Origin of the sequence: Nocardia inohanensis NBRC 100128 (assembly GCF_001612945.1) — a bacterium.
GTDB classification, from domain to species: Bacteria; Actinomycetota; Actinomycetes; order Mycobacteriales; family Mycobacteriaceae; genus Nocardia; species Nocardia inohanensis.
Map to the genome: position 1 here is coordinate 480,283 of NZ_BDBK01000008.1, position 14,243 is coordinate 494,525.

At 68.9% G+C, this 14,243-nt stretch carries 13 protein-coding genes and 1 pseudogene; 8 read left to right on the forward strand and 6 right to left on the reverse strand.

All coding sequences use genetic code 11. From position 1 onward, the window contains the following. Positions 1-196 precede the first annotated feature (196 nt). A pseudogene (gene cobN / locus NI1_RS18015) lies at positions 197-3,804 on the reverse strand (cobaltochelatase subunit CobN). Positions 3,805-4,077: 273 nt separating this feature from the next. Here cobN and NI1_RS18020 point away from each other — a divergent pair. Next, positions 4,078-4,332 carry a hypothetical protein gene (locus NI1_RS18020; protein ID WP_157535174.1) on the forward strand — a complete coding sequence of 85 codons (255 nt, stop codon included), beginning with the start codon at positions 4,078-4,080 and terminating at the stop codon, positions 4,330-4,332. A 161-nt stretch (positions 4,333-4,493) separates the two neighbouring features. Here NI1_RS18020 and NI1_RS37980 read toward each other — a convergent pair whose 3' ends face one another. Beyond that, positions 4,494-4,634, reverse strand: coding sequence for a hypothetical protein (locus NI1_RS37980; protein WP_157535175.1), 141 nt, complete (start codon positions 4,632-4,634; stop codon positions 4,494-4,496). Between the two features lie 21 nt (positions 4,635-4,655). On the opposite strand from NI1_RS37980, the gene cobG reads away from it, so the two are divergent. Then, on the forward strand, positions 4,656-6,050 hold the full coding sequence (gene cobG / locus NI1_RS37230; protein WP_084523369.1) for a precorrin-3B synthase: 1,395 nt from the start codon (positions 4,656-4,658) through the stop codon (positions 6,048-6,050). A 243-nt stretch (positions 6,051-6,293) separates the two neighbouring features. After that, entirely contained in the window at positions 6,294-6,845 is a 552-nt protein-coding gene (locus NI1_RS18035; RefSeq protein WP_067821675.1) for a hypothetical protein, read from the forward strand. Here NI1_RS18035 and ddaH read toward each other — a convergent pair. Continuing rightward, positions 6,814-7,698, reverse strand: a complete 885-nt coding sequence (ddaH, locus tag NI1_RS18040; protein WP_245663274.1) for a dimethylargininase — start codon at positions 7,696-7,698, stop codon at positions 6,814-6,816. The two genes, NI1_RS18035 and ddaH, sit on opposite strands and share 32 nt — an antisense overlap. A gap of 137 nt (positions 7,699-7,835) precedes the next feature. Here ddaH and NI1_RS18045 point away from each other — a divergent pair, with 137 nt between their 5' ends. From NI1_RS18045 to NI1_RS18060, 4 genes are all read left to right on the forward strand, one after another. After that, positions 7,836-8,273: an Lrp/AsnC family transcriptional regulator gene (locus NI1_RS18045; protein ID WP_067821681.1), complete on the forward strand. Its 438-nt coding sequence runs from the start codon at positions 7,836-7,838 to the stop codon at positions 8,271-8,273. A gap of 65 nt (positions 8,274-8,338) precedes the next feature. Further along, positions 8,339-8,974 carry a precorrin-8X methylmutase gene (locus NI1_RS18050; protein WP_067821684.1) on the forward strand — a complete coding sequence of 212 codons (636 nt, stop codon included), beginning with the start codon at positions 8,339-8,341 and terminating at the stop codon, positions 8,972-8,974. Then, complete coding sequence (locus tag NI1_RS18055) at positions 8,971-10,524, forward strand: precorrin-2 C(20)-methyltransferase (protein WP_067821687.1); 1,554 nt, start codon at positions 8,971-8,973, stop codon at positions 10,522-10,524. Before NI1_RS18050 ends, NI1_RS18055 begins: the two co-directional genes overlap by 4 nt. 45 nt (positions 10,525-10,569) lie before the next feature. Continuing rightward, positions 10,570-11,115: a PadR family transcriptional regulator gene (locus NI1_RS18060; protein WP_067821690.1), complete on the forward strand. Its 546-nt coding sequence runs from the start codon at positions 10,570-10,572 to the stop codon at positions 11,113-11,115. A gap of 6 nt (positions 11,116-11,121) precedes the next feature. Here the strand turns inward: NI1_RS18060 and NI1_RS18065 are convergent, their stop codons facing one another. From NI1_RS18065 to NI1_RS18075, 3 genes are all read right to left on the reverse strand, one after another. After that, the gene (locus NI1_RS18065) at positions 11,122-11,859 is read right to left on the reverse strand and encodes a cobalt-precorrin-6A reductase (RefSeq protein WP_067821693.1); all 738 of its coding nucleotides are present in this window, start codon (positions 11,857-11,859) and stop codon (positions 11,122-11,124) included. A gap of 3 nt (positions 11,860-11,862) precedes the next feature. Then, complete coding sequence (locus NI1_RS18070; protein WP_067821695.1) at positions 11,863-12,417, reverse strand: DUF8020 domain-containing protein; 555 nt, start codon at positions 12,415-12,417, stop codon at positions 11,863-11,865. A 212-nt stretch (positions 12,418-12,629) separates the two neighbouring features. Further along, positions 12,630-13,250 carry a TetR/AcrR family transcriptional regulator gene (locus NI1_RS18075; protein ID WP_245663275.1) on the reverse strand — a complete coding sequence of 207 codons (621 nt, stop codon included), beginning with the start codon at positions 13,248-13,250 and terminating at the stop codon, positions 12,630-12,632. Between the two features lie 101 nt (positions 13,251-13,351). Between NI1_RS18075 and NI1_RS18080 the strand changes: the two genes are divergently transcribed. Next, positions 13,352-14,218 (forward strand): alpha/beta fold hydrolase, encoded by an 867-nt coding sequence (locus NI1_RS18080; protein WP_067821697.1) that lies wholly within the window; start codon positions 13,352-13,354, stop codon positions 14,216-14,218. Positions 14,219-14,243: the final 25 nt, after the last annotated feature.

The following is a 14,243-nucleotide window of genomic DNA, read 5'->3' on the forward strand; positions in this document are numbered from 1 at the left end:
GCCCAACAAGATGATTGGGTTACCCCGCTCGGGGGTGTTCCGAAGCCTCCCCGGGTGACACCGGAACCATTCTTATGTTCCTCTTAATGTCACGCCCGGGGTAGGTCAGGTGTCAGGGTTGTCCGCCCCTTGTCCTACACGCCACCCGGCACGCCGCTACGCGTGCCGGATATCCGCGCCGGAATTCGGAATTCGCCTATTCCAGTTCGCCTTCGGTCTCCAGATAGACCTGACGCAGCCGGTCCAGGGTGCCGGCTTCGGGCTGCTCCCAGAGTTTCCGCTCCGCCGCCTCCAGCAAACGCTCCGCGATACCGTGCAGCGCCCACGGATTCGACCGCTGATGAACTTGCGGTTCACCTCGTCGAATACATAGCTCTCGGCGAGCTTCTCGTACATCCAGTCGGCGACCACATTGGTGGTGGCGTCGTAGCCGAAGAGATAGTCGACGGTGGCGGCCATTTCGAACGCGCCCTTGTATCCGTGCCGGCGCATGGCCTCGAGCCAGCGCGGATTCACCACGCGCGCACGGAATACGCGCGCGGTCTCCTCGGACAGGGTGCGGGTGCGCACATGCTCGGGCCGGGTGCTGTCGCCGATATAGGCTTCCGGATTCTTACCGGTGAGCGCGCGCACCGCGGCGACCATGCCGCCGTGGTACTGGAAATAGTCGTCGGAGTCGGCGATATCGTGTTCGCGGGTGTCGGTGTTCTTGGCCGCCACCGCGATTCGCTTGTACGCGGTCCGCATATCGTCGGCGGCGGGCGCGCCGTCCAGGTCGCGGCCGTAGGCGTAACCGCCCCAGGTGGTGTACACCTGCGCCAGGTCCTCATCGGTGCGCCAGCTCTTGGAGTCGATGAGCTGGAGCAGCCCCGCCCCGTAGGTGCCCGGCTTGGAACCGAAAATGCGGGTGGTGGCGCGGCGTTCGTCGCCGTGCGCGGCCAGATCCGACCGGGTGTGCGCGCGAACATAATTCGATTCGGCGGGCTCGTCCAGGCCGGCGGCCAAGCGCACCGCGTCGTCGAGCATGGCGAGCACGTGCGGGAAGGCATCGCGGAAGAAGCCGCTGATGCGCACGGTCACATCGATGCGCGGGCGGCCCAGCTCCGCGAGCGAGATGGCCTCGAGGGTGGTGACGCGGCGACTGGCCTCGTCCCAAACCGGGCGCACGCCCAGCAGCGCGAACACCTCGGCGATATCGTCGCCGGAGGTGCGCATGGCGGAGGTGCCCCACACCGAAAGGCCCACCGAGCGCGGGTATTCGCCGTGATCGGCGAGGTAGCGCTCCAGCAGCGAGTCGGCCATCGCCTGCCCGGTTTCCCAGGCCAGTCGCGACGGCACCGCCTTGGGGTCGACGGAGTAGAAATTGCGCCCGGTGGGCAGCACGTTGATCAGCCCGCGCAGCGGCGATCCGCTGGGCCCGGCCGGAATGAATCCGCCGTTGAGCGCGTGCAGGATTCGCGATACCTCGACCCCGGTCTGGCGCAGCCGCGGCACCACCTCGGTCGCGGCGAACCCGAGCACCTTGCGCACGTTCTCCAGCCGCACCGGCTCGTCGGTGCCGACCAGGTCCTCGGTGAGCGGATCGATGGCCTGCACATCCCAGTCGTTCTGCTGCAACGCCGACACCAGTTCGCGGGCGCGCGCCTCGAAGCCGTCCACCCGTTCCCGGGATTCGTCACCGGCTTCGCTGAGCCCCAAGGCTTCTCGCAATCCGGGGACGTTAACCTCGCCGCCCCACAGCTGGCGGGCGCGCAGCATGGCCAGCACCAGGTCGACCTCGGCTTCACCTTCGGGCGCTTGGCCGAGCACGTGCAGCCCGTCGCGGATCTGCACGTCCTTGATCTCGCACAGCCAGCCGTCGACGTGCAGCAGCATGTCGTCGAAGACGTCCTCTTCCGGGCGTTCGGCGAGCCCGAGGTCGTGGTCCATCTTGGCCGCGCGCATCAGCGTCCAGATCTGCTGGCGGATGGCGGGCAGCTTGGCCGGATCGAGGGCGGAGATATTGGAGTGCTCGTCGAGAAGCTGCTCCAGCCGCGAGATGTCGCCGTAGGTTTCGGCGCGCGCCATCGGCGGGATCAGGTGATCGACGAGGGTGGCGTGGGCGCGGCGCTTGGCCTGGGTGCCCTCGCCCGGATCGTTGACCAGGAACGGGTAGATGAGCGGCAGGTCGCCGAGGGCGGCGTCGGTGCCGCAGGAGGCGGACATGCCGAGGGTCTTGCCGGGCAGCCATTCCAGATTGCCGTGCTTGCCCAGGTGCACCATGGCGTCCGCGCCGAAGCCCTCCTTCGCCGCGATCCACCGGTAGGCGGCCAGATAGTGGTGGCTGGGCGGCAGGTCCGGGTCGTGGTAGATGGCGACCGGGTTCTCACCGAATCCGCGCGGCGGCTGCACGATCAGCACCACATTGCCGAATCGCAGTGCGGCGATGACGATTTCACCCTTGGGATCCTGCGAGCGATCTACATACAGCTCGCCCGGCGCGGGCCCCCACGCCTCGTTCACGGCCTCGCGCAGATCGGCGGGCAGCGTGGCGAACCATTCGGCGTACAGATCCGCGGAGATGCGAATCGGATTGCCTTCCAGCTGTTCGGCGCTGAGCCAGTCCGGATCCTGACCGCCGGCGGCGATGAGCGCGTGGATCAGCGCGTCGCCGTCCTCCTGCTCCAGCCCGGGAATCTCACCCGGATCGCCGAGATCGTAACCAGCCGAACGCAATTCGTTGAGCAGCTTGATCGCACTCGCCGGGGTGTCCAGGCCGACCGCGTTGCCGATGCGCGCGTGCTTGGTCGGGTACGCCGACAGCACGATCGCGATCCGCTTCTCCGCCGCCGGAATATGCCGCAGCCGCGCGTACCGCACCGCGATTCCGGCGACCCGGGCCGCCCGCTCGGGATCGGGCACATAGCTCGACAGCCCGTCGGCGTCGAATTCCTTGAACGAGAACGGCACCGTGATGATGCGCCCGTCGAACTCCGGCACCGCCACCTGGGTCGCCACATCCAGCGGTGAGAGCCCGTCATCGTTGGCTTCCCACTGCTCGCGCCCGCTGGTGAGGCAGAGTCCTTGCAGGATCGGCACATCCAGGTCGGCGAGCGCGCCCACATCCCAGGCTTCGTCGTCGCCGCCCGCCGAGGCGGTCGCGGGTTTGGTGCCGCCCGCCGCCAGCACGGTCACCACCAGCGCGTCGGCCTGCCGAAGCCGGTGCAGCAGTGCCGGTTCCGCGGTGCGCAGCGAGGCGCAGTACAGCGGGACGGCGCGTGCGCCCTGGTCCTCGACGGCCGAGCACAGCGCGTCGATGTAAGCCGTATTGCCCGCCAGATGCTGGGCCCGGTAGTAGACGACCGCCACGGTCGGCGCGTCTGCGGGCAGCTCGCGCGAATCCCGTTCCAGCTCACCCCAGCCGGGCATGTCGATCGGCGGTTCGAAGCCGTTGCCGGTGAGCAGCACGGTGTCGGACAGGAAGTTGTGCAGTTGCCGCAGGTTCTCCGGTCCGCCGGCCGCCAGGTAGTTGTGTGCGTCGGCCGCGACCCCGCCCGGGACGGTGGAGACCTCCATGAGTTCGGCATCGGGTGCGATCTCGCCGCCGAGCGCGACCAGCGGAATCCCGCTGGCGCGCACCGTGTCCAGGCCCTCTTCCCATGCCCGGCGGCCGCCGAGAATGCGCACGATCACCAGGTCCGCGCCTTCGATCAGGCCCGGCAGGTCCTCCGGCAGCAGGCGCGCCGGATTGGCGAGCCGGTACTCGGCCCCGCTGGCGCGCGCGCTCAGCAGATCGGTGTCGGAGGTGGACAGCAGCAGAATCACAGTTCGGCCTTCCTAGGGGTTGCGCGCCCAGCACGGTTCGGCGCCCGCCGGGAAGGTCTGACTGTCACAGTGGCGCGACCGCACCGGAATTGCACCGGTTTCTTCTGGTCCGACGAGCCCGTGGATGTTATCGCGCCCGGGTCACGGTGCGGCAAAGGTGTTGTGAGCACCGCCGCGCACCGGTACGCCCGCACGTATGCTGCGCGTATGCCGAATACTCCAGGATGGGTCCGGCGGAATCGGTTTGCCGCCTGGTCAGGATACTTTTGCGCCTTGGTTGCTTTCGCAACGCTGGCAATGGCCTTGACGGCCGCCGGCTCCGGTCACGCGCAGTACGCCATGCTCGCCGGCATCGTCTGCGCGGCAACGCTGCTGTTCGCGGTCACCATCATCAGCACGACCGTGCATCGCGATCACGTCCAGCACCATCATGCGCCCAGCCTGCTCATGGACGGCTATCAGCAGTCCCCGGCCTTCGCCACCGAGCGTGGGGCGCAGCCGGCGGTGGACCCGCACCGAACCACCTGATCCGCAACCCTTGCTGAACCCACGAGACGGTGCCCGGCCTCGCCGGGCGCCGTCTCGCGCGAACCGGGCGGGTCGTGCCGGCCGGTGGTGGGGCCGGCGCCACCCGGTTTCGGGCACCGACACAGCCGCAGCGGGTCCGAACCTCGGTGGGCCGGAATCGATCAGCCGGAGCATCCCCGCGCGGTGGCGCGGCAGGCCGCACCCGTTTTCGCGTAGAGGTTCCGCCCCGCGCCGGTTTGCACGTCGGCGCGGGTGGTCCGGAATGTATCGGCGGAGTACACGGTGGCAGGCGCGGCGCGCATCCGCCGTAGGCTGGTGGGGCCATGACCCGCACCGATTCCGATTCCTGCCCCGGCGTATTGCGCCTGCACGAGGCCGCCGACGGTCCCCTCGCCCGCATCCGCGTACCCGGCGGGCGGCTGACCCCCGAACAATTGCAGGTGCTCGCCGAAGCCGCCCGCGATCTCGGCGACGGCAATATCGAACTCACCTCGCGCGGCAATGTGCAGCTGCGCCAGGTCCGCGATGCCGCCGAGCTCGAAACGCGGCTGACCGCCGCCGGTCTGCTGCCGAGCTCCACGCACGAGCGAGTGCGAAACATCATCGCCTCCCCGCTCTCCGGACGCGTCGGCGGCTGGACCGATGTGCACGCCCTGGTGCCCGACCTCGACCGGGGGCTGCAATCCGATCCACGTCTCGCCGAACTACCCGGCCGGGTGCTGTTCACCTTGGACGACGGTCGTGGCGATGTCAGCGGCCTCGGTGGCGATATCGGTGTGCACGCCCTGGACGAGAACACCTACGCGCTGCTGCTCGCCGGTGACGACAGCGGTATCCGGGTTCCGCCACACGCGGCGGTCGATCTCATGCTCCGCGCCGCCCACGCCTTCCTCGAACTGCGCGACGGGCACTGGCGGATCCATGAGATCCCCGAGGGCCGCGCTCGCATCACCGACCGATTGCGTACGGCCGCAAAGAAACTCGACTCGGGGGCGGCGAAGTCGAGGGCAGACGACGACCCGGCCGAACGGGGGAACACTGCTCCGGCGACGCCGGATTCGATGGCGAACGAGGATCCGGCCGAAGGCGAGAACACTGAGGCCCCGGCCGAAGGCGAGAACGCTGCTCCGGACGCGGCCGATACGGAACCCGGCATGGGCGATGCCCCGAACAGCACCGGTGATCCGGTGGCTCTCGTTGCGCGCCAAGACATTCCCATCGGGTGGCTGACCCAGACCGACGACCGCGTCACGCTCGGTGCCGGGGTGCGGCTCGGTTCCCTGCCCGCCCGCACCGCCGAGTTCATCGCCGCCATCGAGCGCCCAATCTATCTCACCCCGTGGCGCAGCCTGCTCATCACCGATCTCGACGAGTGGACCGCCGAGCAGGTGGTCCGAGTCCTGGCCCCGATGGGCCTGATCTTCGACGCGAACTCCCCGTGGCTCGAGGTGTCGGCCTGCGCCGGACAGCCGGGATGCGCCAAGTCGCACACCGATGTCCGCGCCGATGTGGCCGCGGCGGTCGAATCCGGGCGCGTCGTCCACGAAACCCCGGACGCCCCGGCGCCATCGGAGGCCGAGGGCCTCGATGCCGGCGAGGTCGTGGCGGCGGGCCGCCAGCACTGGTCCGGCTGTGAGCGCCGCTGCGGCCGCCCGCGAGGCCAGGTCACCGAGATCACCGCAACTCCCGACGGCTACGGAATCACCCCGCCTTCGTAACCGTCGGGGCCCTGTACCGACAGGTCGGCACCGCACGTGGCACGCGCCGGCAGCCGATAGCCGATAGCCGATAGCCGATAGCCGATAGCTGATGATCTTCGATGCGGCTCCGGGCGGTCGCGGCACGCATCGCGCTCGGTTCAGCGTCCGCGGGTGCATCGGCTGTCGCCGCCGCCACCGCGTCCTGGGTGCGCCACGGTGCGACGCTGGCACAGTGGAGGAACGCGAACCCAGGAGGGCGGGATGTCGGTTTCGAGGCTGAGCGACGAGGAAATCGCTGGGATGTCGGACGCCGAGCGGCGGGCACTGATCGAGCGGCTGCAATTGCCGCCCGACCGGGTGCTGCCGCGGCCGGGGCTGGTGCGCTGGCATCGGCGGGTTCGGTTGACGCTCATGGTGGGTGGGTCGGTGGCTTTGATTCCGTGGATCGTGTTCCTGGCCCTCACGCTGCCGGCCGAGTACACCGCACGGAACTGGTCGGTCACCTGGGTGGGGTTCGACATTCTGCTGGTGCTGATGATGGCCGCCACCGCCTACCTGGGCTGGCGGCGGCGGGCCATGCTCATGCTGCCGGCGTTCGGGACCGGCTTGCTGCTGCTCGTCGATGCCTGGTTCGACATCGTGACGGCCGATGCCCGGGACGTGTGGGTCTCGGTGGGGACGGCGCTGCTCGGCGAATTGCCGTTGGCGGCCTTGCAGATCAGCGGGGCGCTCATGCTCTTCCGGTTCCTGGTGCTCGCGCACCCGTTGCACGATCCGGCGGTCAGTGCGTGGCGGACACCGCTGCCGTTCTGACGGTGCGGGCGGCATGCAGCTCCATGGTGCAGCACTTCACGCTGCCGCCCGACTTGAGCAGTTCGGACAGGTCGATGCCGATCGGCAGGTAGCCGCGGTCGCGCAGTTCGGCGGTGAGCGCGGTGGCGCGATCGGTCAGGAAGACGTGGTAGCCGTCGCAGACGCCGTTGAGCCCCAGCACATTCGCGTCCGCCTCAGTGGCGATCACCGCATCCGGGTAGAGCCCGGCCAGCAGGGCGGCGCTCGCGGCGCTGAAGGCCGCCGGATAGTAGGCGACCGTGTCATCGAGGACCATCAGCGCGGTGTCGAGGTGGTAGAAGCGTGGATCCACCAATTCAAGTGAGACGACCGGCAATTCGAAGAAGTCCTCGACCTCGCGATGCGCGCCGGGCGAGGTGCGGAAGCCGGTGCCGGCCAGGATGCGATCCCCGGCGATCGCGAAATCGCCTTCGCCCTCGTTGGTTTCGGTGGCGGCCGCCACCCGGGTGAAGCCGCCGGCCGCCAGCCGGCGGTGGTATGCGGGCCCTTCGGCGGCGCGTTCGGGATTGGCGAAGCGGGCCGAGAGAGCGCGGTCCCCGATCACCAGGCCGCCGTTGGCCGCGAAGACCATGTCCGGCAGTCCGGGTACGCCGTCGATCACCTCGACTCGATGGCCATGGGCTTCGAACACGGCGCGCAGCGTGTCCCACTGGGCCAGCGCCAGCGCCCGGTCCACGGGCGTGGCGGTATCCATCCACGGATTGATGGCGTAGGTGACCTCGAAGTGTTCGGGCCTGCACATGAGATACCGCCGCGAGGTAGGGCGGCGGTATCCGGCGGGGTCGGGAGTCTGGAGCGTGGCTGCGATGGTCAACGAGGCTCCTCTGGAGTTGGGCGCGTAGTGCGGTTGCCACGAAAGTAACCGGCGTAGCGTTGCGTCCGGAACACCGATTCGTTGCGTGATTCTCGCCTCCATCGGCGATTCATTGCGTCTGGACGAAGGGCTGCATCGTGGACGAACTCGACCGGCGGATCCTGGGCGCGCTGCTGAAGAACGCCCGCGCCTCCTTCCAGGAGATCGGCGCGGGCATCGGGCTCTCGGCCCCGGCGGTGAAACGCCGGGTCGACAAGCTGGTCGCGGGCGGGCAGATCACCGGCTTCACCGCGGTGGTCAATCCGGCCGCGCTCGGCTGGCGCACCGAGGCGTACGTGGAGGTCTTCTACCGCGACAACATCTCTCCGGCCGAGCTGCGGCGCGGCCTGGAACCCATCCCGCAGGTGGTCGGGGTGTGGACCATCGCCGGCGAGGCCGACGCGCTCGTGCACGTCATGGCCACCGATATGGCCGAGATCGAGTCCACGGTGGAACGCATTCGCGAGAACGCGCGGGTGGGCCGCACCCGCAGCAGCATCGTCATGTCGCGGCTGCTGGAACGCCCGCGCCCCTGATCCCGGGATAGCCGGGGTGTGACCCGCTCCACGACCGCCGGGCGGCGAAATCTAGGGTGGACCCCATGTCCGACGTGCGTACCAGCTACATCAAAGACGGGGCCGAGATCTATCGGCGCTCGTTCGCGACCATTCGGGAGGAAGCCGACCTGGCGCGATTCCCCGCGGATGTGTCGCAGGTGGTGGTGCGCATGATCCATGCCTGCGGGCAGGTCGATCTGGCCGGGGACGTGGAATTCAGCACCGATGTGGTGGCGAAGGCGCGGGCCGCGCTGCGGGCCGGTGCGCCGATCCTGTGCGATGCGAACATGGTCGCCTCGGGCGTGACCCGCAAGCGGTTGCCCGCCGATAACGACGTGCTGTGCCTGCTCGGCGATCCGCGGGTGCCGGACCTGGCGGCCGAACTCGGCAACACCAGATCCGCTGCCGCGCTGGAGCTTTGGCGCGACCGCCTGGACGGCGCGGTGGTGGCCGTCGGCAATGCGCCGACCGCGCTGTTCCACCTGCTCGACATGCTCGATGCCGGCGCCCCGAAACCCGCTGCGGTGCTGGGCATTCCGGTCGGCTTCATCGGCGCCGCCGAATCCAAGCAGGCCCTGGCCGAATACGGCGGCGTCGAATTCCTGACCGTGCGGGGACGGCGCGGCGGCAGCGCCATCACCGCCGCGGCCCTCAATGCGATTGCGAGTGAACAAGAATGAGCAAGCTCTGGGGTGTCGGGCTCGGACCCGGCGATCCGGAACTGGTGACGGTCAAGGCGGCGCGGATCATCGGCGCGGCCGATGTGATCGCCTTCCACAGCGCCAAGCACGGGCGCAGCATCTCGCGCGCCATCGCCGCCCCGTACATGCGGGCCGGGCAGCTCGAGGAGCACCTGGTCTACCCGGTCACCACCGAGACCACCGATCACCCCGGCGGCTATCAGGGCGCGATCGACGAGTTCTACGAGACGGCCGCCGCGCGCCTGGCCGAACATCTCGCCGCCGGACGCTCGGTCGCCCTGCTCGCGGCCGGCGATCCGCTGTTCTACAGCAGCTTCATGCATATGCACCGCCGCCTGGCCGACCGGTTCGACACCGAGATCATTCCCGGCGTCACCTCGGTCAGCGCCGCATCGGCCGCATTGGGTACGCCGTTGGTCGAGGGTGATCAGGTGTTGTCGGTGCTGCCGGGCACCATGTCCACCGAGGAGCTCACCCGGCGACTGCGCGACGCGGACGCCGCGGCCATCATGAAGCTGGGGCGCACCTATCCGAATGTGCGTCAGGCCCTTGCCGATTCGGGTCGCCTGGAGGATGCCTACTACGTCGAGCGCGCCAGCTCCACCAAGCAGCGGGTGCTGCGGGCCGCGGATGTGGACGAGGCCAGCGTGCCGTACTTCGCCATCACCGTGGTGCCAGGTCCGACGCCTGCGACCCGGATTCCGTTGAGCGACAACGCGTCCACCGATTCCCTGAGTGCCGTCACGGAGTCCGTTGCGGAATCCGTTGCGCAGCAAGCCGAATCGATCGGCGAAGTGGTCGTTGTCGGGATGGGCCCCGGCGCGCAGGACTGGACCACCCCCGAGGTCGCCAAGGCGCTGGCCGAGGCCACCGACATCGTCGGCTACACGACCTATGTGAACCGGGTCCCCGAGCGGGCCGGACAGCGGCGGCATGCCAGCGACAACAAGGTCGAATCCGAGCGCGCCGCAATGGCTTTGGACCTCGCCAAGCACGGGGCCAAGGTCGTGGTGGTCTCCTCGGGCGATCCCGGCGTCTTCGCCATGGCGGCGGCGGTGATCGAGGAGTCCGCCGATCCGCAGTGGCGCGAGGTCCCGGTGCGGGTACTGCCGGGCGTGACCGCCGCCAGCGCGGTGGCCAGCCGGATGGGCGCGCCGCTCGGCCACGACTTCGCCATGCTCTCGCTCTCGGATCGCTTGAAGCCGTGGGAGACCGTCGCGCAGCGCATCTCCGCGGTCGCCGCCGCCGATATGGCCTTCGCCGTCTACAACCCCGCCTCCACCCAGCGCCGCTGGCAGGTGGCGGCGATGCGCGATCTGGTCCTCGAGCACCGCAAGCCGGAGACGCCGGTGGTGATCGGCCGCGACGTGGGCGGGCCTGCCGAATCCGTCCGCGTGGTCACCCTGGCCGAATTGGATCCGGAGGAGGTGGACATGCGCACCCTGCTGATCGTCGGCGCGTCCACCACCACGGTCTTCGACGCCGCCGGTGGGCCCCGGGTGTACACCTCCCGGCGTTACGGGAGCTAATATCCCATAGTGGAACGTTAAGTGCCTCGAACCGAGAGGGAGACGGTGGCAGAAGACAAGGCTCGACGCCCGCTCAACTCGACGGCAGCTTCCCTACTGGGCTTCCTGCACCAGGGCGACATGTCCGGCTGGGACCTGGTCGCCCAGGCCCAGGACCGCATCGGCGACTTCTGGACCATCACCCAGAGCCAGGTGTATCGCGAGCTGGCGGCCATGCATCAGATCGGCCTGGTCGAGAAGGGCGAGGCGGGGGCGCGCGACCGGACGCCGTATCGCATCACCGAGGACGGCCGCGATGCCTTCGCCGAGTGGATCGCCCGCGATCCCGGGGCCGAGACCATCCGGGTGCCGTTGCTGCTCACGCTCTCCTTCGGTGAGTTCGTGGAGCGGTCGCGGCTGGATCGCATCATCGCCGCCAATCGCGTGATTCACGAACAGCGGCTGGCCGGTTACCTCTCCGGCCACGACGAGCAGCGGATGTCGCCGTTCGACCGCGCCACCCTCGATTTCGGGATCCGCTACGAACGCGCGGTGCTCGACTGGTTCGATCGGCTGCCCGAGCTGCTGGATCGCACGAGCCGGCTGTCCTGACGCCACTCAGTGGGCGAGCCCGCGCAGCCAATCCCAGGCCGCGGCAACGGTTTCCACACTCCGCGCGCCCGCCGGCAGGGCCGGGCGGTCGATCACGACGACGGGCAGGGCGAGCGCACGGGCGGCGGCGATCTTCGCCTCGGTCAGCGCTCCCCCACTGTCCTTGGTGACCAGGACATCGATGCGGCGGCCGGTGAGCAGGGCGATCTCGTCGGCCTCCGCGAACGGGCCGCGCGCGAGCAGCAACTCGTGTCGCGCGGGCAGCGCGCCTTCGGGTGGATCGATGGCGCGAATCAGGAACCAGGCCTTCGATTCCGCGAACGCCACCACGCCTTGGCGGCCGATCGTCAGGAACACCCGATCCCCCAGCCCGGTCAGCGCCTTGGCGGCAGCGGCCAGATCGGGCACGCGCCGCCAATCGTCACCGCTCTCCTGCACCCAAGCCGGACGGCGCAGATGCAGCACCGGCACCCCGAGGCTCTCCGCCGCCTGCGCCGCGTTCGCGGTTATCCCCCCGGCGAACGGATGCGTAGCGTCGATCACGGCTTCGATGCCATTGGCGGCCAGCCACTCCCGCAGCCCCGCCACCCCGCCGAACCCGCCGACCCGCACCTGTCCCACCGGCAGCACGGGTGCGCGCACACGACCGGCGAGCGAGGAGACGATCTCGAATCCTCGCTCGCCGGCGGCGATACCGGCCAGTTCCCGGGCTTCCCGGGTCCCGCCCAGAATCAGTGTCTTCAGTCTTCACTCACCTCGAAGTGCGGCCGACCCGGAATCGACCAGCGGCTGTCCACCGACAATCAGCAACCCGATCAGCGCGCCCGGGAACGCGCCGATCCCGAACAGGAAAGCACCCAGAATCGCACCGACGATGCCACCCACGGCCGACCGCTGCAACTCCCGCCAGAACCAATCCGACCCCGCCGAGATATCCTTCGCCGCGCCCGGCTCCACAGCCGGGCTCAAAGCCAGCTGCTGCCCGTCGTTCCCGATCTTCGCCGAAACGGCCTGCACCCCGGAATTCCCCGCGAGCGGGAATTCCGCGACCACCGCACCGGCCCCGTTCTTCAGCGTGACGACCTTACCCTCGGCGTCCATGCTGAACACCCCGCCACTGACCTCCGCGAGCAATTCCTTACCCGACTCCGAGGCCTTCACGGTGTAATCGACACCCTCCGCCTGCCCCTGCGCAGCCTGCCCCTGCTCGACGGCGGCCGGCGCGGCACTCGAGGTCCCAGCGGCGACGGTGGTGGCGGCGACAGCCAGAAAAGCAGTGGCCACGAACTTCTTGTACGACATGAATCTCCCAATATGGCTGGTACGCAACCCCTTACAAATTGGGTTACCGCCCGTCACCCTACCTGTGACAAATGGTTGTTTCAGTCTGAATGTCTCATCTAGGCCATTCGTGCGCCGTCGCGGTTGTCCTCCCCCGCTTCATTCGCGGCGCCGAACACCACATCGTCGACGAGTGCCGGGAAGGAATAATGCGTGCACCGCAAGTTCCCACCTCACCGGCCGCGATATTGCGATGTGCCGTCGAAGAGCCTGTCGAGGTAGTAGTCGATCGCGGCCGATGCGGCGTCGGAATCGATGACGTCGAGGTCGAGAAGTGGAGTGAAGCCGGTCAGTGCAAGCAGCAGGTTTGTCTCTATGACCGGATCACGATCCGGTGGGATGTGGCCCTCCGTGATTGCTTGCCGGATCAGGCGTTCGGTCAGTGCTCTGCCGTTCCGGAGTCCGAGTCGGGCCCGTTCGTGCAGGTCTGGGTCGTGCAGTGCTTCGAGAGTGTAGGCGGCGCTCATCCGGCTGGTGGCGCGGGCGTCGGCGTGCAGGGGAAGCATCTCCATGAGCGTCACCCGCAGTGCCTCTCGGGGGTGCGGGGGTGTGCCGAGTCGGTCGAGGCTCTGGGCGATGCGCTGGGAGGTCTGTTCGGCAGCGAACTCCATCGCGAATTCGAGCATCGCCGTCCGCGAGGCGAAATAGTGCTGGACCTGGCCGAGGGAGACGCCCGCCGCATTCGCGATCTCGCGCATCGTCGCGCGGGTCCAGCCCTGTTGTTCCACCACCCGCCACAGCGCGCGTGCGATGGTTTCGCGGCGTTCTCGATGGTCGACTTGTTTCGGCAACATGCACCCCCGTTATTTTTGCCATACATCTGACATAATACAGGTGACTTGGAAAGGGTGGCGCAAATGACTCGACCCAGGCCACTTCGAGGCGGGAGTGCGCGATGACCACGTTCGCCGACCCCGAGCTGGAGACGGCATACTTCGCGGCCTACGACGCGGTGATGGCGAATTGGCCGGTGCCGGCCGAGACGGTGGATCTTCCCGGGCGGTACGGAACCACGCGAGTCACGTCCGCGGGCCCACCCGCAGCACCGTCGCTGGTCCTGCTCCACGGATACGGCGGCACGTCCGGAATGTGGTACCCGGTCATCGGCGCATTGGCCGCGGAGCATCACGTGCGGGCCGTGGACACCATCGGCGAGCCGGGTCGCAGCCGACACACCGGCGCCGCCCTGAACAGCATGGATGATCTCGTGGACTGGCTGGCGGAAACTTTCGATCTGCTCGGCCTACCCGCCGCCGACCTGTGTGGCCAGTCCCTCGGCGGGCACCTCGCGTTCCGGTTCGCACTCGCCCATCCCGAACGGGTGCGGCGACTGGTCCTGCTCGATCCGCCCCTGGTCTTCGCCGGGCTCAGCCCCGAGTTCCAGGAGTTGGGCCGCAACCGCGACCCGCACCCGACTTTCGAGGATGCTCGCGCGATGCTGGCAGGGGGCGCCCCCGGCGGCGGGCCGGCGCATCTGGAGGCCTACCTCGACCTGCTCGCGCACGGAGCCGCCCACTTCCCGGCCTCACCGATCGTTCATCCCCGCCTGCCGGACGGGCTCACGCATCTGCCGGTCCCGACCCTCGTCGCCCTGGCCGGAGCGAGCCAGGTGCATGATTCGGAGGCGGCCGCCGAAGTCGCGCGGCGCGCCGGGGCGCACACGGTGATTCTGCCCGGTGCGGGGCACGGTCTCCTAGCCGACGTCGAACCCGTCCGCAGCCTCGTCGTCGAACACCTCCGCGGAAAGAGCGAGCCGCACTGACCATTCCGTCGCGGTGACGTCGGCG

What these genes read in the sequence shown, in the direction of transcription:
- NI1_RS18080 (WP_067821697.1), top strand. Translation starts at nt 13,352, where the DNA reads ATGACCACGTTCGCCGACCCCGAGCTGGAGACGGCATACTTCGCGGCC.
- NI1_RS18035 (WP_067821675.1), top strand. Translation starts at nt 6,294, where the DNA reads ATGTCGGTTTCGAGGCTGAGCGACGAGGAAATCGCTGGGATGTCGGAC.
- NI1_RS18055 (WP_067821687.1), top strand. Translation starts at nt 8,971, where the DNA reads ATGAGCAAGCTCTGGGGTGTCGGGCTCGGACCCGGCGATCCGGAACTG.
- cobG (WP_084523369.1), top strand. Translation starts at nt 4,656, where the DNA reads ATGACCCGCACCGATTCCGATTCCTGCCCCGGCGTATTGCGCCTGCAC.
- NI1_RS37980 (WP_157535175.1), bottom strand. Translation starts at nt 4,634, where the DNA reads ATGCGCGCCGCGCCTGCCACCGTGTACTCCGCCGATACATTCCGGACC.
- NI1_RS18070 (WP_067821695.1), bottom strand. Translation starts at nt 12,417, where the DNA reads ATGTCGTACAAGAAGTTCGTGGCCACTGCTTTTCTGGCTGTCGCCGCC.
- NI1_RS18075 (WP_245663275.1), bottom strand. Translation starts at nt 13,250, where the DNA reads ATGTTGCCGAAACAAGTCGACCATCGAGAACGCCGCGAAACCATCGCA.
- NI1_RS18050 (WP_067821684.1), top strand. Translation starts at nt 8,339, where the DNA reads ATGTCCGACGTGCGTACCAGCTACATCAAAGACGGGGCCGAGATCTAT.